This is a genomic window from Pantoea sp. B623 (genome assembly GCF_024814475.1).
Taxonomy (GTDB): Bacteria; Pseudomonadota; Gammaproteobacteria; order Enterobacterales; family Enterobacteriaceae; genus Pantoea; species Pantoea ananatis.
Window position 1 is genome coordinate 1,629,969 of the sequence record NZ_JANUXM010000004.1, and the last position, 25,092, is coordinate 1,655,060.

Consider the following 25,092-nt stretch of genomic DNA (forward strand, 5'->3'; position numbering starts at 1 on the left):
CCTACTCATTCAGTTTGTGCTCAATATGAGCACGGGTCAGCCAGGCTGACCTGATGCGTTAATGTGCGGCGCGAGCCACTTCCTGCGCGACCCGTTCAGTCGCATCGGGTACCGCCACCTCGTGGGCTTTTTCAGCCATCGCGAGTAATGTTGGTCGATCCCAGTGACGCAACGTTTCCGCTACCGCCTCCGCTGTAAACTGCGGCTGCTCAAAAATTTTGGCTGCACCTGCGCCCTCAAGCGGCAAGGCATTCCAGTACTGCTGACGATCTTTATGCTGAAACGGCACGAAGATCGCCGGTAATCCTGCCGCGGCGATCTCACTCACCGTCAGTGCACCTGAGCGGCAAATCACGACGTCTGCCCAGGCGTAGGCCGCTGCCATATCATCAATAAACTCGGTCACCTTGTGATGGTCCTGGCCCGCTTGCTGATAAGCATGTTGAACGTCCTGCAACGCGCCTTTTCCGGTCTGATGCCAGACGGTAATCTGCTCACCCAGTAGAGCCGCAATCTGAGGCACGGTCTGGTTAAGGATACGTGCGCCCTGGCTGCCACCCACCACCAGAATACGGATAGCGCCGCTGCGCCCGGCCAGACGCTGAGCCGGTGAGGGCAATGCCAGCACGTCTGTACGTACCGGGTTTCCTACCACCTCTGCGTGAGGAAAGGCGCCGGGAAACGCCTGCATAACCTTGGTGGCAATTTTTGCCAGCCACTTGTTTGTCAGCCCGGCGATCCCGTTTTGCTCATGCAGCACCACAGGAACACCACAGCTCCATGCAGCCAGGCCACCCGGCCCCGAAACATAGCCACCCATGCCCAGCACAACGTCAGGCTTCCAGGCTTTAATAATCTTGCGAGCCTGACGCCAGGCGTTGAAAATACGCACCGGTGCCAACAGCAGGGCTTTGATGCCCTTGCCGCGTAATCCGCTGATACGAATGAAGTCGATGTCGATACCGTGCTTCGGTACCAGATCGGCTTCCATACGATCTGCAGTGCCTAACCAGCGAACTTCCCAGCCCTGCGCTTTCAGATGATGGGCAACAGCCAGCCCCGGGAAAACGTGTCCACCGGTGCCACCTGCCATTACCATCAATCGTTTACCACTCATCGACCACCTCGGGTAAACGCCTGCGCTTTAGCCAGACGCGTTTCATAATCAATACGTAACAAAAATACGATGGCCGTCGACATAATGATCAAACTCGAGCCACCGTAACTAATCAGCGGCAACGTCAGACCTTTGGTCGGTAACATACCGGCCGCAGCGCCCACGTTGACCAGTGCCTGAAAGCTGAACCACACGCCAATTGAACAGGCTAAAAAGCCGGAAAAACGTTGATCAAGTTCAAGCGCGCGCCGGCCAATCGACATCGCACGAAAAGCCACGAAGAATACCATTAACAGCGCTAAAACCACACCGATGTAACCCAGTTCTTCTCCGATAATGGAGAAAATAAAGTCGGTATGGGCTTCGGGCAAATACTCCAGTTTCTGAACCGAATTCCCCAGCCCCTGCCCCCAGAATTCACCGCGGCCAAACGCCATCAGAGACTGCGTCAGCTGGTAGCCGCTGCCGAACGGATCTTCCCACGGATTCCAGAACGAGGTGACACGGCGCATACGGTATGGCTCGGCGATGATCAGCAGCACCACAGCAAAGATGCCGGAGCCGATAATGGCCAGGAACTGCCACAGTTTGGCCCCCGCCAGAAACAGCATCGCCAGCGTAGTGACAAACAGCACGACCACCGTCCCCAGATCGGGCTGGGCCAGCAGCAGTACGGCCAGCACCACCATCACGCCCATTGGCTTACAAAAGCCCCAGAAGTTATTTCGCACCTCTTCTACCTTGCGCACCAGGTAACTGGCGAGATAGCAAAAGAGCGTGAGTTTAGATAACTCGGCGGGCTGAATACGCAGCGGCCCCAAGGCAATCCAGCGTGACGCACCGTTTACCGAACTGCCCACCACCAACACAATCAGCAGCATGGCGACGGAAACCATCAGCATTATGTTGCTGTAGCGCTGCCAGAAATCCATCGGAACGCGCAGCGTGACCAGCGCCATGCCGAATGCCAGCGCAATGTAGAACGCATCACGCTTGGCAAAGTAGAACGGATCGTCATTCAGACGCTGACCTACCGGCATTGATGCCGACGTCACCATCACAAAACCAACCGCGGCTAATCCCAGGGTTAACCACAGCAGCGTACGATCGTAGAGCACCAGTGAGGTATCGTCGCTCTCACGCGACCCCATCACCCAGTTGCTCAGGCGACCTGACAGATAATTCACTATGCCTGCACCAGGAATCCGCATCAGCTTAACTCCCTGGCCAGCTGCGCGAAGACGTCACCGCGCTGTTCAAAATTGCGAAACTGATCGAGGCTGGCACAGGCGGGGGAAAGCAGTACCATATCGTCCGGCTGGACCTGTCTGGCGATCTGCTCCATGGCCTGCTGCAGCGTATCGGTACGCACCGCCACGTCAGGCCGCAGCGCGGCGAGCGCATCGCCATCGCGACCAAAGCAGAACAGCCGGATACGATCGCCTTGCAGATAAGTGGCCAGCGGCGAGAAATCAGCCGATTTACCATCGCCCCCGAGCAGCAGCCAGAGCGTGCCGTTAACCTGTAAGCCTTTCAATGCCGCTTCCGTGCTGCCAACGTTGGTCGCTTTTGAATCATTGATCCAGCGCACCCCGCGACTCTGATGAACCAGTTGAAAGCGGTGTGGCAGTCCAGAGTACGCTGCCAGCGCAGACAGGCTGGTTGAGCGGGGCAGCCCTACCGCATCTGCCAGCGCTAAAGCCGCCAGCGCATTGGTGTAATTATGTTGGCCTACCAGCGTCATTTCGTCGGTATTCAGGACCTTCTCGCCTTTGGCGCGCAGCCAGATGCTGCCCTGCTGCTTATTAAGGTGATAATCGCCAATATCGATGCCAAAACTCACGCAGCGCGCGTCAGCGCCGCGTACCGGCATCGTCATGCCATCATCCGCGTTCACGACACAGACCTGCGCGTTTTCGTAAATCCGCAGTTTTGCTGCCCGATACTGCTGCATACCTAACGGATAGCGATCCATATGATCTTCAGTCACGTTAAGGATGGTGGCCGCTGCGGCTTTCAGGCTGTGAGTGGTCTCCAACTGAAAGCTGGACAGTTCAAGGACATAGAGCTGCGCAGGCGCTTTCAGCAGGCTGAGGGCGGGTAAGCCAATGTTGCCGCCGACACCGACCTGCCAGCCTGCGGCCTTCGCCATTTCGCCGACTAAGGTGGTGACCGTACTTTTTCCGTTCGAACCGGTAATTGCCACGATGGGTGCCTGTGCTTCACGGCAAAACAGCTCAATATCGCCCACGATTTCGATGCCCGCATCCGCGGCTTCGCACAGCGCCGGATGTGCCAGCGCAATACCGGGGCTGGCAACAATCAGGTCGGCAGCCAACAGCCAGTCGCTGTTGATCCCGCCCACATAGCGCTCCACCTGCTCAGGCAGCTTGTCCAGCCCGGGCGGTGACATACGGGTATCCATCACGCGTGGCGTTACGCCCTGCGCTACAAAGAAATCAACACAGGACAGTCCGGTCAGGCCCAGTCCGATGATGACAACTTTTCTCCCGCGATAGTCAGCCATGATTAACGTACCTTCAGCGTCGCCAGGCCAATCAGCACCAGCATGAGCGAAATAATCCAGAAGCGCACAATCACGCGCGGCTCCGGCCAGCCTTTAAGTTCATAGTGGTGGTGAATCGGCGCCATACGGAAAATGCGTTGCCCGCGGAGCTTGAACGATCCCACTTGCAGGATCACCGACAGGGTTTCAACAACAAACACGCCGCCCATGATCACGAGTAAAAATTCCTGACGCAGCAGCACGGCGATGGTGCCCAGTGCGCCGCCCAGCGCCAGCGATCCGACATCCCCCATAAACACCTGGGCCGGATAGGTGTTGAACCAGAGGAACCCTAAGCCCGCCCCCACGATAGCGGTACAGACGATCACCAGTTCGCCAGCGTGGCGCAGATAAGGAATATGCAGATATTCTGCGAATTTCACGTTACCCGTTGCCCAGGCAACCAGCGCAAAGCCCGCCGCAACAAAGACGGTCGGCATGATCGCCAGGCCGTCCAGACCATCGGTGAGGTTAACGGCATTGCCGGTGCCGACGATGACGAAGTAAGCCAGTACGATGTAAAACAAGCCCAGCTGTGGCATAACATCTTTAAAGAAAGGCACCACCAGCTCGGTCGCCGGGGTATCTTTTCCGGCCAGGTAAAGCGCAAAAGCGACGCCCAGAGAGATCACCGACATCCAGAAATATTTCCAGCGCGCAATCAGCCCTTTCGTGTCTTTACGGACCACTTTGCGGTAATCGTCGACAAAGCCGATCACGCCAAAGCCCACCAGCACCACCAGTACGCACCAGACGTACGGGTTGGAAGGGTAAGCCCACATCAATACTGACAGGGTTATCGACGTCAAAATCATGATGCCGCCCATGGTCGGCGTACCGCGCTTGCTAAAGTGCGACTCCGGACCATCGTTACGCACAACCTGGCCGATTTGCAGTTTTTGCAGCCACGCAATCAGCCGTGGGCCCATCCACAGTGAAATAAACAGTGCGGTCAGCAGGCTGACAATGGCGCGAAACGTCAGATACGAAAAGACGTTGAAGCCGGAATAAAATGCGACCAGATGCTCGGCCAGCCAAACTAACATGTTCCTTTCTCCTGTAAACTCTGTACTACCTGCTCCATGGCGGCACTACGCGAGCCCTTAATCAATACGGTCATTTCCTGGTGTTCGGACAGCAGCTGGCGTAAACGTTCAGTCAGCGCGGTTTTATCGCTGAAATGTTCGCCAACGCCACTGCTTTCACTCAGGAAGTGGCTGAACTGACCGGTGCTGAGCACCCGATCCAGCCCTGCAGCTTTAGCCGCCAGCCCGACTTCACGATGAAACTTTTCGCTTTCATCACCTAATTCAGCCATATCGCCCACGACCATCACACGGTAGCCCGGCATCTCAGACAGCACCTGTGCCGCCGCAACCATCGATCCTACGTTGGCGTTATAGCTGTCATCCAGAATGAGTTGATGCTCAGAGAGGCGAACAGGGAATAAGCGGCCGGGAACGGACTGAAGACTTTTCAGGCCCGCCTGAACTGCGCTAAGCGGCGCATCGACCGACAGGGCGAGCGCAGCAGCGGCCAGCGCATTGGCGATATTGTGCCGCCCGGGCAACGGCAGAATGATGTCGGCTTCTCCACGGGGCGTGCGCATCACAAAATGGGTCCCATCCTGACGAATGCGGATATCATGCGCACCGAAGTCACAGTCCGCGGCCTGAGGCGAGAAACGCCAGACCGTTTTACCGTGCAGGTTCTCCTGCCAGCGCGGCCAGTCATTGCTGTCAGCATTTAAAATGGCCGTTCCCCTGGCAGGCAGGCCGTAAAAAATTTCACCCTTCGCTTTTGCTACACCTTCCAGCGACCCGAAGCCTTCGAGGTGCGCGGCGGCCAGATTATTGACCAGTGCCGCTTCCGGACGAACCAGGTCAGTGGTGTAAGCGATTTCGCCCTGATGATTGGCGCCAAGCTCAATGACGGCATACTGATGTTCTGGCGTGAGACGCAGCAAGGTCATGGGCACGCCAAAATCGTTATTCAGGTTACCGGCGGTATGCAGCGTTTCGCCGCACTGACGCAAAATGGACGCGGTCATCTCTTTCACTGACGTTTTGCCGGATGAGCCGGTCAGCGCAACAACGCGGGCAGTGGCCTGCTGGCGCACCCATGCTGCCAGCTTACCAAAGGCGATACGCGTATCTTTTACAACCACCTGAGGCACTGAGACAGGTAAATGCTTACTCACCAGCAAGGCTCTGGCACCCTTGGCGATGGCATCTTCTGCAAAGTCGTGGGCATCAAAACGCTCGCCCACGATGGCCACAAACAGGCTGCCTGCGGTGACCTTACGGGTATCCGTCGTAACGTCATTTAAAACCAGGTCATCGCCGTGCAGGGTGCCGCTGGCGATCTCTGCCAATGTGCTTAATGAAACCGGAATCATGCTACGCCTCCTAGCAGTGTGGCGACCGTGGCACGATCGGAGTAATCCAGGCGTTGATTGCCAATAATTTGATAGTCTTCGTGACCTTTTCCAGCCACCAGTACGATATCATCGGGCTGGGCCTGCATAATGGTGCTGGTCACGGCCTGCGCCCGACCGGCGACCACGCGGGCACGGCCAGGGTCAAGCAGCCCACTCAGAATATCCTGTACGATAGCCTGCGGATCTTCGCTTCGTGGGTTATCATCTGTCACCACCACGATGTCGGCAAATTGCTCAGCGATCGCTCCCATTAGTGGGCGCTTACCTTTATCACGATCGCCACCACATCCAAACAGGCACCATAGTTTGCCTTTGCAATGCAGCCGCGCCGCTTCCAGCGCTTTCTCTAATGCATCTGGCGTATGGGCATAATCCACTACCACGGTGGGTTTACCGGTGGCGCTAAAGACCTCCATGCGTCCGTTCACCGGCTGCAGTCTTGCCGCTACGCGCAGCAGATCGTCCAGGGCGTAGCCCAGCGCCAGCAGCGTCGCCAGCGCCAGCAGTAAATTGCTGACGTTAAAGGCGCCCATCAGGCGACTGTTCATTTCGCCCTCGCCCCAGCTGGAGTCAAAACGAATGTGCGCACCATTGTCGTGATAATTCACGTCAGTCGCACGAAGCCAGCGGCCATGACAGCCGGGCTGCAGATTATTTTCCATCGTGACGGCCACAGCGTCTGGCAGGTTTGCCAGCCAGCGGCGACCGACCTCATCGTCAGCATTGATAATGGCCACACCGACCTGATGTTCGGAAAACAGCAGCCATTTAGCGGACTCGTACTGCTGCATGTCACCGTGATAATCAAGATGGTCGCGACTGAGATTCGTAAAGACGGCAGCGGCAAACGGCAGCGCTGCGACCCGATGCTGTACTAGCCCGTGCGAGGAAATTTCCATTGCCGTCAGCGATGCGCCCTTCCTGACCAGTTCGTCCAGGTTATGTTGCACATCCACCGCTGAACCGGTGGTGTTTTCAGCCGGGACCAGTTGCCCGACCAGACCATTGCCGACTGTCCCCATCACCGCGCTGGTTTCACCCAGCAGGCTGGCCCACTGCGCCAGCAGCTGTGTGGTCGTGGTTTTGCCGTTCGTACCGGTCACGCCAATCAGTTTCTGCTTTTCGCCCGGCTGCTGGTAAAAACGGCCTGCCAGGGCAGAAAGACGCTGATGCAGTTGCGCCAGATAAATCACCGGTACGCCGTGCATCTCCCGAATTTCACCGTCGCTTGCTTCCCCTTCCGCTTCCGCGATAACGGCCGCCACGCCCTGCGCAATTGCCTGAGGAATAAACCGGCGTCCGTCAACCTGATGGCCTGCAATTGCAACAAACAGATCACCTGCAGCCGCTAAGCGACTGTCCAGAGTCATGTCACGCAACGGGCGCGCGGGTGCGTCAGGCACCCACGGTCCGAGTAAGTCGCGCAGGTTACGATCTGTCACTTGATTCCTCACTTCTGTTTGTCACCAACTCGTTTTTGTCATTGGTCGGCAGGGCATCCGGTTCGATGTTCATGGTGCGCAGCACGCCGCCCATGATGGCACCGAACACCGGTGCAGAAACCGCACCACCATAATATTTACCGGCCTGGGGATCGTTAATGACCACCACCAGCGCAAAACGAGGGCGACTGGCAGGCGCAACGCCTGCGGTATACGCAATGTATTTATTCACGTAACGACCATCCGGGCCGACCTTTTTCGCCGTACCGGTTTTGATCGCCACGCGATAGCCTTTAATGGCGGCTTTTACCCCGCCGCCGCCCGGTAGCGCCACGCTTTCCATCATGTGGACCACGGTTTTCACGAGGGCCTCAGGAAACACGCGCTCTCCGCCTACCGGCGGATCAACTTTCGTTATCGACAGCGGACGGGCAATGCCAAAGCTGCCAATGGTTGCATAGACTCGCGCTAACTGTAACGGGGTTACCATTAGCCCGTAGCCGAAAGAGAAGGTGGCCCTCTCTATGTCAGACCACCGTTGTTTTTTAGGGTATAAGCCACTACTTTCCCCGACCAGCCCCAAATTGGTCGGTTTGCCCAGCCCAAAGCGCGCGTAAGTTTCTACCAGTGCTGAGGAGGGCATCGCTAACGCCAGTCGTGAAACACCAACGTTACTCGATTTCTGTAAAACACCTGTCAAAGTCAGTTCGTTATAACGCGCGACATCTTTGATTTCATGGCCGTTGACGCGGTAGGGAACGGTATTCAGCACGCTGTTCTCTTTCACCACGCCACGTTGCAGCGCCGTCATCACTACCATCGGCTTCACCGTTGAACCGGGTTCAAAAATGTCGGTGATGGCGCGGTTACGCATCAGGTCTTTGGCCGTGTCGCTCAGATTATTCGGGTTGTATGCCGGACTGTTGGCCATCGCCAGCACTTCACCGGTGTTAACGTCCACCAGCACCGCCGTGCCTGATTCCGCTTTGTTAAACGCCACCGCGTTATTAAGTTCGCGGTAGACCAGCGCCTGCAGGCGTTCGTCGATGCTCAGCGTCAGGTTATGCGCGGCACGGCTGTCTACAGAGGAGATATCTTCGATAACACGGCCATAGCGATCTTTACGTACGGTTCGCTCGCCCGGCTCGCCGGTCAGCCATTTATCGAAGCTCTTTTCGATGCCTTCAATGCCTTCGCCATCAATATTGGTAAAGCCGATGAGGTGTGAGGTGACCTGCCCCGCCGGATAGTAGCGACGGGACTCTTCGCGCAGGTGAATGCCCGGCAGCTTGAGTTTTTTAACATATTCCCCAATGGCGGGATTAACCTGGCGCGCCAGATAAATAAAGCGCCCTTTGGGATTGGCATTTACGCGCGCGGCCAGCTGATCGATCGGGATGGAAAGCGCATCTGACAACGCTTTCCAGCGGCTGTCGAGCGTGACGCCACCGGCATCGTGCAGCTCTTTAGGATCGGCCCAGATCGCATTAACCGGCACGCTGACCGCCAGCGGACGGCCACCGCGATCGCTGATCATCCCGCGCGCGGTCGGCACCGCCTGAACGCGTAAGGAGCGTAAATCGCCCTCTTTAACCAGCTTGTCTGGATTGATCACCTGCAGCCACGCAACCCGGGACAGCAGCCCACCTAACGCCAGCAAAATGCAACCGCATAACAACGCAAAACGCCAGCTTACAAAGCTGGCTTTATCTTCTGGTTTTTTTAACTTCAGCGTTCTTTTTACGCCGTTCATTAGCAGTAACAGATCCTTATTTTTGCACCACGATGTTTTCCTGCGAAGGATCAACGTGCTGCATCTGCAGCTTTTCGGTGGCGATCCGCTCAACGCGGCTGTGATCGCCAAGGGCGTTCTCTTCCAGAATCAAATTGCGCCATTCAATGTCCAGCGCATCGCGCTCCAGCACCAGCTGCTCTCGCTGGGCAGTTAACAGGCGCGTTTTATGCGTAGTGGTGACCACCAACACGGCAGAAACCAGTACAGCAATCAGCAACAGCAGTGGAATTTTGCCTTTGCGCAAAATATCCCCGGCGATAACGCCGGGTAGGCTGTGCCTTTCGTTGCCGATCATGCGTCGGTTCTCTCCGCGATGCGTAAAACGGAACTACGCGCACGGGGGTTCTCTTTCACCTCGGCGTCACCCGGTACCATCTTGCCCAGTAACGTTAACTGACGACCGCCCAGCGCATTGAGCTGCTGTTCGGTCATTGGCAGTCCACGCGGCACCTGCGGACCCCGACTTTGATCGCGCATAAAGCGTTTTACTAAACGGTCTTCCAGCGAATGGAAGCTAATAACGGACAAACGCCCTTGTGGAGCCAGGACCTCGACCGCGCCTTTCAGGGCGGTATCGATCTCTTCCAGTTCGCTGTTAATCCAGATCCGAATCGCCTGGAAGCTGCGGGTGGCCGGATGTTTAAACTTGTCTTTAATCGGCGTGGCCGCGGCGATCACCTCTGCCAGCTCTTTCGTGCGCGTCATTGGCTGTTCACGGTTGCGCTCGACGATGGCGCGGGCGATGCGTTTTGCAAAACGCTCTTCCCCATACGTTTTCAGCACAAATGCGATATCGGCTTCTTCCGCCTGCATTAACCATTCGGCGGCAGAGTGGCCCCGCGTTGGATCCATTCGCATATCCAGCGGTCCGTCGCGCATAAAAGAAAAGCCACGTTCAGCATCATCCAGCTGCGGGGACGAAACCCCCAGATCCAGCAAGATGCCGTCGATGCGCCCAACCAGTTCACGCTCTGCCACGTAGTCCGCCAGGGCGGAAAAAGGGCCGTGAACAATGGAAAAGCGCGGATCCTTTATCTCAGCCGCCGCGGCGATAGCTTGCGGGTCACGGTCAATGGCGATGAGCTTTCCGCTGGCGCCAAGCTGCGCCAAAATTAAGCGTGAGTGACCGCCACGACCAAAAGTGCCGTCGATGTAGATTCCGTCTTCCTTGATGTTGAGGCCATTAACCGCCTCATCCAACAGCACGGTGGTGTGTTTGTAATTTTCCTGCATAGCTATAGCGATAAATCCTGCAACCGCTCAGATAAAGGCGCCTGAGCTGACTGTTCTGCGTCAATATCTTCCCTGACTTGTTGATACCAGGTCTGTTCATCCCACAGTTCAAACTTGTTGAACTGCCCAACCAGCATCACTTCTTTGCTTAAATTTGCATGCTGACGAAGCGTATTCGCCACCAGTAAGCGGCCCGCATTGTCCATCTGACATTCACTGGCATGCCCCAACAGCAAGCGCTGCACGCGGCGCTCCAGAGGATTCATGCTGGAAAGACTCGCCAGCTTCTTCTCAATGATTTCCCAGGCGGGCAAGGTGTAGAGCAACAGGCATGGCTGGTGGAGGTCGATGGTACACACCATCTGCCCCTGTGATTCCTCGTTCAGCAAATTGCGATAGCGGGTTGGTACCGCCAGGCGTCCTTTGCTGTCGAGATTGACTAACGTTGCTCCACGGAACATGCCAGTCTCACCCCTCAATTACCCAATAACACCACTTTATCCCACTTTTTACCACAAAACGAGTTTAAGGATCGTAGGAAATCATTGTCAAGCCGGAGCGGCAGGTGAATATGATTATTTACCGAGGCGGGAATTAACGCTGGGAAGGTTTCAAAACGCCAAAAGATGATTAATCAAAATTAAACTAATGAATAACTGAATAAAAAAACCTGCCCCGAAACAGCATGGCTAAAATTAGCGCGCTTATTCCGGCCGAACGGCGGCGCGTCGTTTTGAGACAGGGGACGCATTTTAGGGGATTTCTTAAAGGATGCACAGCGGCACGCGCGCGGACGGGGGTTTTAAACAGCGGCTAAGTTGTAAGTAAACAAGAATGGTCTGTTAAGTTAATTTGTTAGCATAGATGATTAGCGCTGACGCTTTTTTACTTTGTAAGGAAAGAGTTTAAAAACAGCAGGTAATAATCAGGGGCAGACGCATTGCTGCCCTGATTTTATTTAGAAATTCTGCTTAATTGTCCCCGCCGTAATAAATTACGACGAATTCGGGTTAAACCGGGTTTGGGTTTTCTGGGCTCATCTAAAGAAGCCAACACTAATTCCAGCACCCGTTCGGCGACATCACGATGACGTTGACCCACAGACAGGACCGGACATTCAAGAAAGTCCAGCAGCTCATGATCGCCGAAGGTGGCAATCGCCAGGTCGGCCGGTAAGCGGCCGTTACGTTTCAGCGTAACATCCATAACGCCCTGCAGCAGGCCAAAAGAAGTGGTGAAAAGCGCATCTGGCATTGGATGATTTTCCAGATAGGTTTCGAACAGGGCTGCGGAGGCAGTGCGTTCAAAACTGTTACAGTAAATGTAATCTATCGGGCGCTCATCCCCTTTCCAGGCATCTCTGAAGCCCAGCTCGCGCAGAAAACTGACCGACAATTCAGGTAACGCGCCCATAAACAGCACATTACTGATTTTAAGCTGACGCAATTCAGCAGCCAGCGCAAAGGCATCATCCTGATCGGCACCCACCACGCTGGTAAAGTGTTCGCGATCCAGCGCCCGGTCCAGCGCAATAATCGGCAGCGGGTGATTAATCCAGCGCTGATAAAAAGGATGTTCGGGCGGAAGCGACGTTGAAACGATAATCGCATCAACCTGGCGTTGCAGCAGATGTTCAATACAGCGCATCTCGTTATCGGGCTGATCTTCAGAACAGGCGATCAACAGCTGGTAGCCGCGCTGGCGGGCCTGGCGTTCAAGGTAGTTAGCAATACGCGTGTAACTGGTATTTTCCAGATCGGGGATGACCAGCCCAATCGAGCGCGTGCGACCGGCGCGCAGACCTGCCGCTACCGCATTGGGATGGTAATTGTGCTCGCGCACCACCGCCATGACTTTCTCAACGGTTTTGTCGCTGACACGATACTGCCGTGCTTTCCCATTAATAACGTAACTGGCCGTGGTGCGCGATACACCCGCCAGACGCGCAATTTCATCCAGTTTCACTGTAACCCCACCATTAAACAGGCTTAAGCTGATCGTTAATCCGCAGATAAGCTATGGACATCCTTTCTAGCACATCTAACAGCAGAAAAGTGCGCGTAGCAACCGCTTTTCCGATGGTTGGCTGTCTTACGCATTAAAAAGAAAAAACCCGGCATTTCGCCGGGTTGCAAATTTCGCTGATGCTACCAGTGCGTCATTAACGCATAATGCGCTCACCACGAGACACGCCCACAATACCCGAGCGGGCCACTTCAACAATTTCCGCCACTTCCCGGACGGTGTTCAAAAAGGCATCCAGCTTGTCGCTAGTCCCTGCCAGCTGAACCGTGTAAAGCGAAGGCGTAACGTCAATGATCTGTCCACGGAAAATTTCGGCGCTGCGCTTTACCTCTTCACGGCCATAGCCCGTTGCCTGAATTTTCACCAGCATAATTTCACGTTCAACGTAAGCGCCCTGCCCCAACTCCGTGACGCGCAGTACATCGACCAGCTTGTGCAGTTGCTTCTCGATCTGCTCCAGCACTTTCTGGTCGCCCACGGTCTGAATCGTCATGCGTGACAACGTAGGATCGTCAGTGGGCGCAACGGTGAGACTCTCAATGTTATAGCCGCGTTGTGAAAACAGGCCCACTACGCGAGACAATGCGCCGGATTCGTTTTCCAGCAAAACCGATAAAATGCGACGCATAATTATGTCCTCTCCGTTTTGCTCAACCACATTTCGTCCATACTGCCACCGCGAATCTGCATCGGGTAAACATGCTCGCTGCCGTCAACGTTGACGTCAACAAAGACCAGCCGTCCTGTCGCCAGGGTTTCCAGCGCCATGGCCAGCTTCTCTTCCAGCTCAGCGGGATGATTAATGGCAATACCCACGTGGCCATAGGCTTCTGCCAGACGAACAAAATCAGGCAGCGATTCCATATAGGATTGAGAGTGGCGGCCAGAATAGATCATATCCTGCCACTGCTTCACCATGCCCAGGAAACGGTTATTCAGGTTCAGCACCAACACCGGCAAATCGTACTGCAGTGCGGTAGAGAGCTCCTGGATGTTCATCTGAATACTGCCATCGCCCGTAACGCAGATGACGGTTTCGTCAGGCAGGGCCATTTTCACCCCCAGTGCGGCAGGCAGGCCAAAGCCCATGGTGCCGAGACCACCGGAGTTGATCCAGCGACGGGGTTTATCGAAGGTGTAATAGAGGGCGGCGAACATCTGATGCTGACCCACATCCGAGGTCACATAGGCCTCCCCGTTGGTGAGACGACAAATGGTTTCGATAACCGCCTGCGGTTTGATTTTGTCGCTGGTGCGATCGTATTCGAGGCATTGACGACCACGCCAGGTTTCAATCGACTGCCACCAGTCGCGCAGACTGTCCAGTTGCTGCTTCGCTTCGCTTTGGTCAAGCAGTTCGAGCATTTGCTGTAACGTCTGTTTGGCATCCCCAACGATCGGAATATCGGCCGCCACCGTTTTTGAAATGGAAGTAGGATCGATATCGATGTGCATCACGGTAGCGTTCGGGCAATACTTCGCCAGATTGTTCGTGGTGCGGTCATCAAAACGGACGCCCACCCCGAAGATCAAATCGGCATTGTGCATGGTCATATTTGCTTCGTAGGTGCCATGCATGCCAAGCATGCCTACGCACTGACGATGACTGCCGGGAAACGCGCCCAGCCCCATCAATGACGTGGTAACCGGAATATTCAGGCGCTCGGCCAGCTGCAGCAGTTCGGCTTCGCACGAAGAGGTAATCGCGCCGCCTCCGGCGTAGATCACCGGCTTATGCGCTGCCAGCAACGTGTTTAACGCACGCTTGATCTGGCCCTTATGCCCCTGAATCGTCGGATTATAGGAGCGCATGCTCACTTCCTGCGGATAATGATAAGGCAGCTTATTGGCAGGATTGAGAATATCTTTTGGCAGATCGATAACTACCGGTCCAGGACGCCCCGTGGATGCCAGCCAGAAGGCTTTTTTCAGTACCGTCGGGATCTCTTCGGTATTTTTCACCAGGAAACTGTGTTTCACCACCGGACGGGAAATACCGACCATGTCACATTCCTGGAAGGCGTCGTAGCCGATCAGGGATGAAGGCACCTGACCTGACAGAATAACCAACGGAATAGAATCCATATAGGCCGTCGCAATACCGGTGATCGCATTGGTTGCGCCCGGACCCGACGTTACCAGCACCACGCCCACTTCGCCGGTTGCGCGAGCCAGGCCATCGGCCATATGCACGGCGCCCTGCTCGTGACGAACCAGAACGTGATCAATACCGCCGACGGTCTGCAGCGCATCGTAAATGTCGAGCACTGCGCCACCCGGATAACCGAATACCTGCTTAACGCCCTGATCGATTAACGACCGGACGACCATTTCGGCTCCTGACAACATCTCCATTTTCTGCCTCCCGGCTTGAGGAACTGAATCTACTGACGACTGCTTTCCCGCTAGCCACATGCATCCTGCCCTGCTATTCGCCAATTAAGATCAAAACCTTATGTTTTTGCAAAGACAGCAGAATTCATTTCTGCTGTCCCGATACAGAGAATTCTGCTGGGTTATTTTTCTAAGAGTAGGTCGATTACCATAACCGCAGAAAAACGGGCTGGCAAACGCCAAACGCCTTTTATTAAAGGGCACAGGATACAAAGGCTCTGCTCGCCAACTTTGGCTTACGATTATTAAACTAAATACGTCTGTTAATAGCAGAGGAAAATGCTGGGATTGATATTTTTTCCAGCCGTATCTAAGAAATAAAAAAAACATATGATGCAGGCCTTCAGGCAGCCGTGTTTTGGTCGGGCACTTTTATGGCGTAAGTCTCTTATAAACGCGTCATGCACATTCGATTATGCTGCCTTTAAACAAAACCGCCTGGGTAAAATAATGCCACGACAGTAAATTATCATTATATTTCATTGCATTACTCCATCACCGTAGCCCTTCAGGCCCGGATCGTCGGCACTAAACGCCGCGCGTGCAAAGGGTCTCGTTTAATACTCTGCGCAGGCGTTAAATGTCAGAACATTTTTCTTTACTGTGACAAAAAAATAACCCTTCGCTTATGGTTGACATTGATTGGCGATTCCAGTACCAATAGAGGCAGCAAAAAATTCACGAGGTTTGAAACATGTCACGTTCTTTCCGTCTATCAGGTCTACTACTAAACGCAACTTATCTGCGCGGTAGACTTGTGGGCGAAATCAAACACTGATTCGAACCTGCTAAAAGTTAAAAACCCGCGCCTGTCGCGGGTTTTTTTATGCTCGTTGCAAGGCAAGAAACGCAAAAGGATGAACACGATGAGCCAGCAAGTTATTATTTTCGATACCACTCTGCGTGATGGTGAACAGGCATTACAAGCCAGCCTGAGTGTGAAAGAAAAACTGCAAATTGCGTTAGCGCTGGAACGTATGGGCGTTGATGTTATGGAAGTCGGTTTCCCTGTGTCCTCACCGGGTGATTTTGAATCCGTGCAAACCATTGCACGCACGATTAAAAACAGCCGGGTTTGCGGCCTGGCACGCTGTGTTGAACAAGATATTGATGCCGCCTACGAGTCTTTACGCGTCGCCGAGGCCTTCCGTATCCATACTTTTATTGCCACCTCACCCATGCACATTGCCACCAAGCTGCGCAGCACCCTGCCTGAAGTGATTGAACGTGCGGTGCGCATGGTGAAACGCGCCCGTAACTACACGGACGATGTGGAGTTTTCCTGCGAAGACGGTGGCCGTACCCCGATTGACGACCTGTGCCGCATGGTCGAAGCCGCAATTAATGCCGGTGCCACCACCATAAACATTCCGGATACCGTTGGCTACACCTTGCCAAACGAGTACGCCAACATTATCAGCCAGTTAATTCACCGCGTGCCAAACATCGATAAAGCCATCCTGTCTGTTCATACCCATGATGATTTAGGTATGGCGACCGGCAACGCGATTGCTGCCGTGCAGGCTGGCGCGCGTCAGGTGGAGGGTACGCTGAACGGGTTAGGTGAGCGCGCCGGTAACTGCGCACTGGAAGAAGTGATCATGGCGATTAAAACCCGTCAGCAGATCATGAATGTTCACACCAACATTCACCATCAGGAAATTTATCGTACCAGCCAGATGATTAGTCAGATCTGCAATATGCCAATCCCGGCTAATAAAGCGGTGGTCGGTTCTAACGCCTTTGCCCACTCTTCGGGCATTCATCAGGACGGCGTCATTAAAAACCGTGAAAACTATGAAATCCTGACCCCAGAATCCATTGGCCTGCACAAAATTCAGCTTAATCTGACATCCCGTTCCGGCCGCGCAGCGGTAAAACATCGTATGGAAGAGATGGGCTACACAGAAAGCGAATACAATCTGGACTCCCTGTATGACGCTTTCCTGAAACTGGCGGACAAGAAAGGTCAGGTGTTTGATTACGACCTGGAAGCGCTGGCTTTCATTAATAAACAAAACGAAGAGCCTGAATTTTTCCAACTGAATGATTTCAATGTGCAGTCAGGCTCCAGTATCACGGCCACCGCGTCGGTGAATCTGGGCTGCGGCGAACAAACGAAATCAGAAGCGGCGACCGGTAACGGTCCGGTTGATGCGGTTTATCAGGCCATTAACCGAATTACCCAGTTCAACGCAGAGCTGGTTAATTACAAGCTGACGGCAAAAGGCCACGGCGAGAATGCGCTGGGTCAGGTTGATATCGTGGTGGGCTACAACAATCGTAAGTTCCACGGCGTCGGTCTGGCGACGGATATCGTCGAGTCTTCTGCCAAAGCGATGGTGAACGCATTAAACAACATCTGGCGAGCCAAACAGGTCGAGAAAGAGTTACAGCGCAAGTCTAAAGATCAGAAGGAAACGGTGTAATCATGTCAAACTCTTCACATATCGCAGTACTGGCGGGCGACGGAATCGGCCCGGAAGTGATGGCCCAGGCTATCAAAGTATTGGATGCGATTCGTCAGCGTTTTAACCTGCGTATTACCACCAGTGAGTACGACGTCGGTGGTATCGCCATTGACCGTCACGGCGAACCCTTGCCACCGGCTACCGTTGCAGGCTGCGAACAGGCCAACGCAATCCTGTTTGGATCGGTAGGTGGCCCTAAGTGGGAGCACCTGCCCCCGGCCTCTCAACCCGAGCGCGGGGCGCTGTTGCCGCTGCGTAAACACTTTAAGCTGTTCAGCAACCTGCGTCCTGCGGCGCTCTACAGCGGCCTGGAAGCTTTTTGTCCCTTGCGCAGCGATATCGCAGCACGCGGTTTCGATATCCTGTGCGTACGTGAACTGACCGGCGGCATTTATTTTGGTCAGCCGAAAGGACGCGAAGGCAGCGGCCCGCACGAGCGCGCTTTTGATACCGAAGTCTATCATCGTTTTGAAATCGAACGCATTGCGCGTCAGGCTTTCGAGTCCGCCCGCAAGCGCCGTAATAAAGTCACCTCTGTCGATAAAGCTAACGTGCTGCAAACATCCGTTATGTGGCGGGAAATCGTGAACGAGATCGCGAAAGATTATCCCGATGTTCAGCTGAGCCACATGTACATCGACAACGCCACCATGCAGTTGATCAAAGATCCTTCTCAGTTCGACGTGCTGCTGTGCTCTAACCTGTTTGGCGACATTTTGTCAGACGAGTGCGCGATGATCACCGGCTCAATGGGCATGTTGCCGTCCGCCAGCCTGAGCGAAGACGGTTTTGGCCTGTATGAACCGGCTGGCGGCTCGGCGCCGGATATCGCCGGGCAAAATATTGCTAATCCCATTGCCCAGATCCTGTCACTGTCGCTGCTGCTGCGCTACAGCCTGAATGCCGATGACGCCGCCGCCGCTATTGAGCGCGCCATCAGCCGGGCGTTAGCGGAAGGCTATCGCACCAAAGACCTGGCCGGTGACGGCTCTGCGATCAGCACAGATGAGATGGGCAGCATCATTGCCCGCTTTATCGCCGAGGAAAAATAATAAAATGAAAACCTTATACCAGAAGTTATTTGATGCACATGTCGTTCACGAAGCGCCGAATGAAACACCGTTGCTCTATATCGATCGTCATCTGATTCATGAGGTGACTTCGCCACAGGCCTTTGATGGCTTGCGTGCCCACGGTCGTAAAGTTCGTCAGCCTTCAAAGACGTTTGCCACCATGGATCACAACGTGTCCACCCAGACCAAAGATATTAATGCTTCGGGTGAAATGGCGCGTATTCAGATGCAGGAACTGATGAAAAACTGTGCCGAATTCGGCGTGCAGTTGTATGACCTGAATCACCCGTTCCAGGGCATCGTGCATGTGATTGGGCCAGAGCAAGGCATGACGCTGCCCGGCATGACCATTGTCTGCGGCGATTCCCACACGGCGACGCACGGTGCCTTTGGTTCACTGGCCTTTGGTATTGGTACGTCAGAGGTTGAGCATGTTTTTGCCACGCAAACCCTGAAACAGGGCCGTGCCAAAACCATGAAGATTGAAGTGACAGGTACGGTTGCGCCGGGCATTACGGCGAAAGATATCGTACTGGCGATTATTGGTAAAACCGGCAGCGCAGGCGGTACCGGCCACGTTGTTGAATTCTGTGGCTCGGCGATTGAAGCGTTGAGCATGGAAGGCCGCATGACGCTGTGCAACATGGCTATCGAGATGGGCGCAAAAGCCGGTCTGGTCGCCCCGGATGAGACCACCTTCGCTTACCTGAAAGGTCGCCAGTTTTCACCTCAAGGTGAAAAATGGGAGCAGGCCGTTGAGTACTGGGGCACGCTGAAGTCCGACCCAGGCGCTAAGTTTGACCGCGTGGTGACGCTGCATGCGGAAGAGATTGCACCGCAGGTGACCTGGGGAACCAACCCCGGCCAGGTGATCGCGGTGGATGCGCAGATTCCCGATCCGGCTTCGTTTGCCGATCCGGTCGAGCGCGCCTCTGCGGAGAAAGCGCTGGCTTACATGAATCTGCAACCCGGCATCAAACTGACCGATGTCAGCATTGATAAAGTCTTTATTGGCTCCTGCACAAACTCACGCATTGAAGATCTGCGTGCCGCCGCCGCGATTGCCAAAGGGCGTAAGGTCGCGCCTGGCGTTCAGGCACTGGTGGTGCCGGGTTCAGGCCCGGTTAAAGCACAGGCCGAAGCGGAAGGGCTGGATAAGATCTTTATTGAAGCAGGATTTGAGTGGCGCCTGCCCGGCTGCTCAATGTGTCTGGCCATGAACAACGACCGTCTGAACCCCGGCGAGCGCTGTGCCTCAACCAGTAACCGTAACTTCGAAGGCCGCCAGGGCCGTGGCGGACGGACGCATTTGGTTAGCCCGGCAATGGCCGCCGCTGCCGCCGTTAATGGCCATTTCGCCGACATTCGCAGCCTGACATAAGGACACCATCATGGCAGAAAAATTTACCCAACATACTGGTTTGGTGGTTCCACTGGACGCCGCTAACGTCGATACCGATGCCATCATTCCAAAGCAGTTTTTGCAGAAAGTCACCCGCGTAGGCTTTGGCGCCCACCTGTTTAATGACTGGCGTTTCCTGGACGATCACGGTCTGGAACCCAATCCGGATTTCGTGCTCAACTTTCCGGAGTATAAAGGTGCATCTATCCTGCTGACGCGGGAAAACTTTGGTTGTGGTTCGTCACGTGAGCATGCGCCCTGGGCACTGACCGATTACGGCTTTAAAGTCGTGATTGCGCCCAGCTTTGCCGATATTTTCTATGGCAACAGCTTCAACAACCAGTTGCTGCCGGTTACGCTGAGCGATGAGCAGGTGGAGGAGCTGTTTACGCTGGTAAATGCGCATCCGGGTATCCGCTTCGAAGTGGATCTGGAAGCGCAGGTCGTGAAAGCGGGCAACAACACCTACAGCTTTAAGATTGATGACTTTCGTCGTCACTGCATGCTGAACGGGCTGGACAGTATCGGCCTGACGCTGCAGCACGAAAGCGCGATCTCGGCTTACGAAAGTAACCAGCCTGCCTTTATGCGTTAACGCGTAAATAATGTAACCAGCCCGTTCGGCTCTGCCGTTCGGGCTTTTTTTCATCTGGCAAAACTGCGCTAAAACAATTAATCGCGATTTATTTTATTGCAGAACTCCTGTAATTTATTCAGCAACAACGTTGATATTTTGACTCGCATCATTTTCTTCTCAACTTTCCCTTCTCTTTTTTAACAAGACGTAAATGGCTTGCTGATTTAATTAATATCGTTTTCATTTTTATGTTATTTGATCGTTAACTCCATAGAGCTCACCTATAGCTTGTAGAAAAAAAAGCATTATTTCCGCTCATTCTCCCTCGCTATCATCGCCACAGATAAAGATTAACGCAAAACACATCGAGATCGTCTCAGCCTGGCTGTCGGATCTTTTGTGGAGACTCTGTATGCACGCTTATCCTCACCTGTTTACCCCGCTCACAATCAACGGAATGACGTTAAAAAACCGTGTCATCATGCCGCCAATGGGCACCAACCTGGCCAGTCTGAATGGCGAAGTGTCTCAGGAACAGCTTGATTACTATTCGCTTCGCGCCAGGGGCGGCACTGGGCTCATTACGATTGAGAATATTTGTGTGGATTTTCCCTTCGCGTCGAACGGCACCACACAACTGCGCATTGATAATGATCAGTATATTCCTGGCTTATACAAACTTACCGAAACGTTGCATAAACATGGAACCTGTGTCGCCATCCAGTTAAACCACGCCGGTGCATCAGCCTATGCCTATCGCCTCAATGGGGAAATGCCCATTTCCGCCTCCGCGGTCCCCTCCAAAAAGAATGGTAATATTCCCCGTCCGATGACGCATGAGGAAATATATCGGGCGGTTGACAAATTTGGCGACGCAGCAGAACGCGTCAGACGCGCCAATTTTGACTGCGTAGAGATTCATGCCGGTCACTCTTATTTAATCAGTCAGTTTTTATCTCCACTGTTTAATCAGCGTACTGATGAATTTGGTGGCAATATCGAGAATCGGTCGCGCTTTTTAACCCTGATTGTCGACAAAGTTCGGGCCTGCGTGGGACCGATGTTTCCCATCAGCCTGCGTATCAGCGCGGATGATTTCTTACAAGGCGGAAACACGCTGGAAGATTCGCTACACATTCTTGAACGTTGTCAGGAAAAGGTCGACATCATCAATGTGTCAGCGGCGCAGAATGACAACCTGTATTTACAGATAGACCAAATGTCTCAAGAGGATGGCTGGAAACGCTATCTGTCACGTGCCGTTCGCACCAGATTTAATAAGCCCACCGTTGTCGCAGGCAATATTCGCACCCCGCAACTTGCTGAAGACATTCTTGCTCAGGGTGACGCGGACCTGATCGCCATTGGTCGTGGGTTGATTGCTGAACCGGATTGGGTACAAAAGGTACAGAGTGGGCATGAGGAGACGATGCGTAAGTGTATCTCATGCAATATTGGATGCGCCGACCATCGCATCGCCCGCTCTCTTCCCCTTCGCTGCTCAATTAACCCCGATATCATCCATGGCGACGCTTATAAGCAGCGCCAGGTCAAGCGTCCGACGCGTGTCGTCGTGATCGGGGCTGGCACGGCAGGCATCGAAGCCGCCTGCACCGCCGCAGAGGTAGGGTGCAAGACCTGGCTGTTCGAAGCCAAAAACCATATCGGTGGGCTGGCTGTCGAGATCGCACGATTACCCGAAAAAAAACGTATTGCCGATTTTCCGCAATTCCTGCGCAACCGTATGGCCCGGCTGGAGAATTTACAACTGCATCTGGGACAACAGGTTCAGCCCGAGCAGCTTGAGGTTCTGCGTCCCGACTTAATTGTTAATGCCACGGGCTCTGTCCCCCTGCTGCCGCCCATTGCGGGATTACATGAGACGATCGACCGCCCCGGCAGCGTCGTGTTCACGATTACGGGCATGATTCAACACCTGGATACATTCAGCGCGCTGCAAGGCAAACGTATCGCCGTGGTCGGCGGCGGTGCCGTTGGACTCGATGTCATCGAGTATTTTGCCACCCGGGGCGCTGAAGCAGTACTGATTGAAATGCAGAATTCACCAGGACGTGACCTCGACATCATCACAAAGAGTGCCATGTTAACGCTGCTTGAACAGCACCAGGTAGAACAACACATGGACACGCAGCTCATTGAGGTCAAACCCGATCGCTTCCGCGTTAAAAACGCCCACCACACCTTCGACATCGCCTTCGACTACGGCTTTATCTGTCTGGGGATGCGCCCCAACCGCAGCGGTTTCGAGGCCGTTGAGCGCTGGGCCACCGCCAGACATATCAAAATAATGAACATCGGCGACAGCCTGAAAGCCCGGCGAATTATTGATGGTGTACGCGAAGGACGCAACGTACTGGATGCCCTGGAAGAGACTGGCGCACTGGGCAGCCACGAAGCGACAAGCATTCCACTTTTAACTTACTGAGGACACTATCATGGCAGAACGTATTACCGGGCATACCGAGCTGATTGGATTGATCGCCACCCCCATTCGCCACAGCATGTCGCCAACCATGCACAACGAAGCCTTCGCGCACCTTGGGCTGGACTATGTTTATCTGGCTTTTGAGGTCGGCACTGCGGAACTGGAGAAGGTGGTGCAGGGTTTTCGTGCGCTGAAGCTGCGCGGATGCAATGTTTCCATGCCCAATAAGACGGAGGTTTGCCGCTATCTGGATACGTTGTCTCCCGCAGCACAGCTTGTGGGCGCGGTGAATACCGTCGTCAATGATAACGGCGTGCTGACCGGGCACATCACGGATGGGACAGGTTATATGCGCGCCCTCGCTGAAGAGGGCATCGATATTCTGGGCAAAAAGATGACGATTCTGGGCGCGGGCGGTGCGGCAACGGCCATTTGCGTTCAGGCCGCCCTGGATGGCGTTAAGGCGATCTCGGTCTTTAACCAACGCGATAAATTCTTTGCAAATGCCCAGGAAACCGTCGCGAAGATTCGCGCCCATACTGACTGTGAGATTCACCTTTTTGACCTCGACGACCACGATCGTTTGCGTGCTGAAATTAACGACAGCGTTATTCTGACCAATGCGACCGGCGTCGGCATGAAACCCTTCGAAGGACAGATGCTGCTTCCCGACGAGAGCTTCCTGCGTCCTGAGCTTATTGTCTCCGATGTGGTCTATATCCCACGTAAAACACATTTGCTTGAGACGGCCGAGAAAAAAGGCTGCCGTATTATTAACGGTCTCGGCATGATGCTGTGGCAAGGCGCAAGCGCGTTCGAAATCTGGACGGGAAAACCGATGCCGGTTGATCACATCAAAAACATCCTTTTTTGAGGATGGCTGAGATGAAAAACAAGTATATTCCCACCGCCGCCGGGCTGTATCTCAATTACCTCATTCATGGCATGGGCGTGCTGGTCATCACTCTTAACATGGCTAACCTGCAGGCACAATGGAATACCGATGCGGCGGGCGTATCGATTGTGATTTCCTCACTGGGCATTGGCAAACTGATTACCATCGTTACCGGTTTTCTGTCGGATCGTTTTGGCCGAAAGCCTTTTGTCTATTTTGGCATCATCAGTTACGTGGCCTTTTTCATCGGTATCCTGTTTACCCGGGATATTTATACGGCCTATTTCTTTGGCGTGCTGGCAGGAATGGCTAACAGTTTCCTTGATTCTGCTACCTATCCGGCGCTGATGGAGGCCTTTCCGGACTCCGCCAGCCGCGCTAACGTGCTTATAAAAGCGTTTGTCTCCGCCGGACAATTTTTATTGCCGTTTATCATTAGCCTGCTTATCTGGGCGGATTTGTGGTTTGGTTGGTCATTCGTGCTGGCAGCAGCCTTAATGACGATAAGCGGAATCTACCTGATCAAAATGCCGTTTCCCGATCACCGGGTACAGAAAGTCTCGGAAACATCAGCCAGCGTGACCGCGCCACCGCGTAGTCGTCTGTATCAGCTGGATATGGTTGTGTTCACCTTTTACGGCTATATCAGCATGGCGACGTTTTATCTGGTGAGCCAATGGCTGGCACAGTATGGGCAGTTTGTCGCGGGCATGCCCTACACCGCATCGGTGAAGTTACTCAGTATCTACACGGCAGGATCGCTGACCTGCGTATTCGTCACTGCGGTCATGGTGAAAAAAGTGTTGAGCTCCGCCATCGCGATGGTCATTTACACGTTCCTGTCGGCCCTCTCACTGCTGATCGTCTGCCTCTATCCAACGCCACTGATTGTTACCGCTTTTGCGTTCGTATTTGGGTTTGCGGCCGCGGGCGGCGTTATGCAACTGGGTGCAACGATTATGGCGATGAGTTTTCCACAAGCGAAAGGCTTTGCGACAGGCGTGTTTTATACCGCCGGCAGTCTGGCCAGCTTTACCATCCCTTTATTTACAGCGCATCTCTCACGAACCAGTATCGCCAGCATCATGTGGTTTGATCTGATTATTGCGGTGACAGGTTTTATCCTTGCGCTTTATATCGCTTCCCGCCAATTTCAACGTCATTGTGCGGAAACACGCCGTCAATCCGCTACAGCGGCTAGTTGAACAGTTAAAAC

21 protein-coding genes are annotated in these 25,092 nt (G+C 54.1%); 8 read left to right on the forward strand and 13 right to left on the reverse strand.

Annotation, left to right across the window (positions count from 1 at the left end):
• Positions 1 to 58: 58 nt before the first annotated feature.
• The 13 genes from murG to ilvI form a co-directional block, all read right to left on the reverse strand.
• Positions 59 to 1,117, reverse strand: a complete 1,059-nt coding sequence (gene murG / locus NXS97_RS09520; RefSeq protein WP_029571009.1) for an undecaprenyldiphospho-muramoylpentapeptide beta-N-acetylglucosaminyltransferase — start codon at positions 1,115 to 1,117, stop codon at positions 59 to 61.
• Complete coding sequence (gene ftsW / locus NXS97_RS09525) at positions 1,114 to 2,328, reverse strand: cell division protein FtsW (RefSeq protein ID WP_116220019.1); 1,215 nt, start codon at positions 2,326 to 2,328, stop codon at positions 1,114 to 1,116. The genes murG and ftsW overlap by 4 nt, the downstream gene beginning before the upstream one ends.
• Entirely contained in the window at positions 2,328 to 3,644 is a 1,317-nt protein-coding gene (murD, locus tag NXS97_RS09530) for a UDP-N-acetylmuramoyl-L-alanine--D-glutamate ligase (RefSeq protein WP_116220018.1), read from the reverse strand. Before murD ends, ftsW begins: the two co-directional genes overlap by 1 nt.
• A 2-nt stretch (positions 3,645 to 3,646) precedes the next feature.
• On the reverse strand, positions 3,647 to 4,729 hold the full coding sequence (gene mraY, locus NXS97_RS09535; protein WP_013024610.1) for a phospho-N-acetylmuramoyl-pentapeptide-transferase: 1,083 nt from the start codon (positions 4,727 to 4,729) through the stop codon (positions 3,647 to 3,649).
• Positions 4,723 to 6,081 carry a UDP-N-acetylmuramoyl-tripeptide--D-alanyl-D-alanine ligase gene (murF, locus tag NXS97_RS09540; RefSeq protein ID WP_259232017.1) on the reverse strand — a complete coding sequence of 453 codons (1,359 nt, stop codon included), beginning with the start codon at positions 6,079 to 6,081 and terminating at the stop codon, positions 4,723 to 4,725. Before murF ends, mraY begins: the two co-directional genes overlap by 7 nt.
• Entirely contained in the window at positions 6,078 to 7,565 is a 1,488-nt protein-coding gene (gene murE, locus NXS97_RS09545; protein ID WP_014606589.1) for a UDP-N-acetylmuramoyl-L-alanyl-D-glutamate--2,6-diaminopimelate ligase, read from the reverse strand. The genes murF and murE overlap by 4 nt, the downstream gene beginning before the upstream one ends.
• Entirely contained in the window at positions 7,552 to 9,318 is a 1,767-nt protein-coding gene (locus NXS97_RS09550; RefSeq protein ID WP_013024607.1) for a peptidoglycan glycosyltransferase FtsI, read from the reverse strand. Before NXS97_RS09550 ends, murE begins: the two co-directional genes overlap by 14 nt.
• A gap of 16 nt (positions 9,319 to 9,334) precedes the next feature.
• On the reverse strand, positions 9,335 to 9,655 hold the full coding sequence (ftsL, locus tag NXS97_RS09555) for a cell division protein FtsL (protein ID WP_013024606.1): 321 nt from the start codon (positions 9,653 to 9,655) through the stop codon (positions 9,335 to 9,337).
• Entirely contained in the window at positions 9,652 to 10,593 is a 942-nt protein-coding gene (gene rsmH / locus NXS97_RS09560) for a 16S rRNA (cytosine(1402)-N(4))-methyltransferase RsmH (RefSeq protein ID WP_014606590.1), read from the reverse strand. Before rsmH ends, ftsL begins: the two co-directional genes overlap by 4 nt.
• 2 nt (positions 10,594 to 10,595) lie before the next feature.
• Complete coding sequence (mraZ, locus tag NXS97_RS09565) at positions 10,596 to 11,054, reverse strand: division/cell wall cluster transcriptional repressor MraZ (RefSeq protein WP_014592911.1); 459 nt, start codon at positions 11,052 to 11,054, stop codon at positions 10,596 to 10,598.
• A gap of 493 nt (positions 11,055 to 11,547) precedes the next feature.
• Complete coding sequence (cra, locus tag NXS97_RS09570) at positions 11,548 to 12,558, reverse strand: catabolite repressor/activator (protein ID WP_019106419.1); 1,011 nt, start codon at positions 12,556 to 12,558, stop codon at positions 11,548 to 11,550.
• A 196-nt stretch (positions 12,559 to 12,754) separates the two neighbouring features.
• Positions 12,755 to 13,246 (reverse strand): acetolactate synthase small subunit, encoded by a 492-nt coding sequence (gene ilvN, locus NXS97_RS09575; RefSeq protein WP_014592909.1) that lies wholly within the window; start codon positions 13,244 to 13,246, stop codon positions 12,755 to 12,757.
• Between the two features lie 2 nt (positions 13,247 to 13,248).
• A complete protein-coding gene (ilvI, locus tag NXS97_RS09580) occupies positions 13,249 to 14,973 on the reverse strand; it encodes an acetolactate synthase 3 large subunit (RefSeq protein ID WP_014606592.1) in 1,725 nt (574 codons plus the stop codon).
• A gap of 733 nt (positions 14,974 to 15,706) precedes the next feature.
• Between ilvI and leuL the strand changes: the two genes are divergently transcribed.
• From leuL to NXS97_RS09615, 8 genes are all read left to right on the forward strand, one after another.
• Positions 15,707 to 15,790, forward strand: a complete 84-nt coding sequence (leuL, locus tag NXS97_RS23305; protein ID WP_109707008.1) for a leu operon leader peptide — start codon at positions 15,707 to 15,709, stop codon at positions 15,788 to 15,790.
• Positions 15,791 to 15,878: 88 nt separating this feature from the next.
• The gene (gene leuA / locus NXS97_RS09585; protein WP_014606593.1) at positions 15,879 to 17,441 is read left to right on the forward strand and encodes a 2-isopropylmalate synthase; all 1,563 of its coding nucleotides are present in this window, start codon (positions 15,879 to 15,881) and stop codon (positions 17,439 to 17,441) included.
• Positions 17,442 to 17,443: 2 nt separating this feature from the next.
• Positions 17,444 to 18,535 carry a 3-isopropylmalate dehydrogenase gene (leuB, locus tag NXS97_RS09590; RefSeq protein WP_022622256.1) on the forward strand — a complete coding sequence of 364 codons (1,092 nt, stop codon included), beginning with the start codon at positions 17,444 to 17,446 and terminating at the stop codon, positions 18,533 to 18,535.
• A gap of 4 nt (positions 18,536 to 18,539) precedes the next feature.
• Positions 18,540 to 19,937: a 3-isopropylmalate dehydratase large subunit gene (gene leuC / locus NXS97_RS09595; protein ID WP_014606594.1), complete on the forward strand. Its 1,398-nt coding sequence runs from the start codon at positions 18,540 to 18,542 to the stop codon at positions 19,935 to 19,937.
• 10 nt (positions 19,938 to 19,947) lie between these two features.
• Positions 19,948 to 20,553 (forward strand): 3-isopropylmalate dehydratase small subunit, encoded by a 606-nt coding sequence (gene leuD / locus NXS97_RS09600; RefSeq protein WP_013024597.1) that lies wholly within the window; start codon positions 19,948 to 19,950, stop codon positions 20,551 to 20,553.
• Between the two features lie 394 nt (positions 20,554 to 20,947).
• Positions 20,948 to 22,981, forward strand: a complete 2,034-nt coding sequence (locus tag NXS97_RS09605; RefSeq protein WP_019106417.1) for an FAD-dependent oxidoreductase — start codon at positions 20,948 to 20,950, stop codon at positions 22,979 to 22,981.
• A gap of 10 nt (positions 22,982 to 22,991) precedes the next feature.
• Complete coding sequence (locus NXS97_RS09610; RefSeq protein WP_014606596.1) at positions 22,992 to 23,855, forward strand: shikimate dehydrogenase; 864 nt, start codon at positions 22,992 to 22,994, stop codon at positions 23,853 to 23,855.
• Between the two features lie 11 nt (positions 23,856 to 23,866).
• The gene (locus NXS97_RS09615; protein WP_019106416.1) at positions 23,867 to 25,081 is read left to right on the forward strand and encodes an MFS transporter; all 1,215 of its coding nucleotides are present in this window, start codon (positions 23,867 to 23,869) and stop codon (positions 25,079 to 25,081) included.
• Positions 25,082 to 25,092 lie beyond the last annotated feature (11 nt).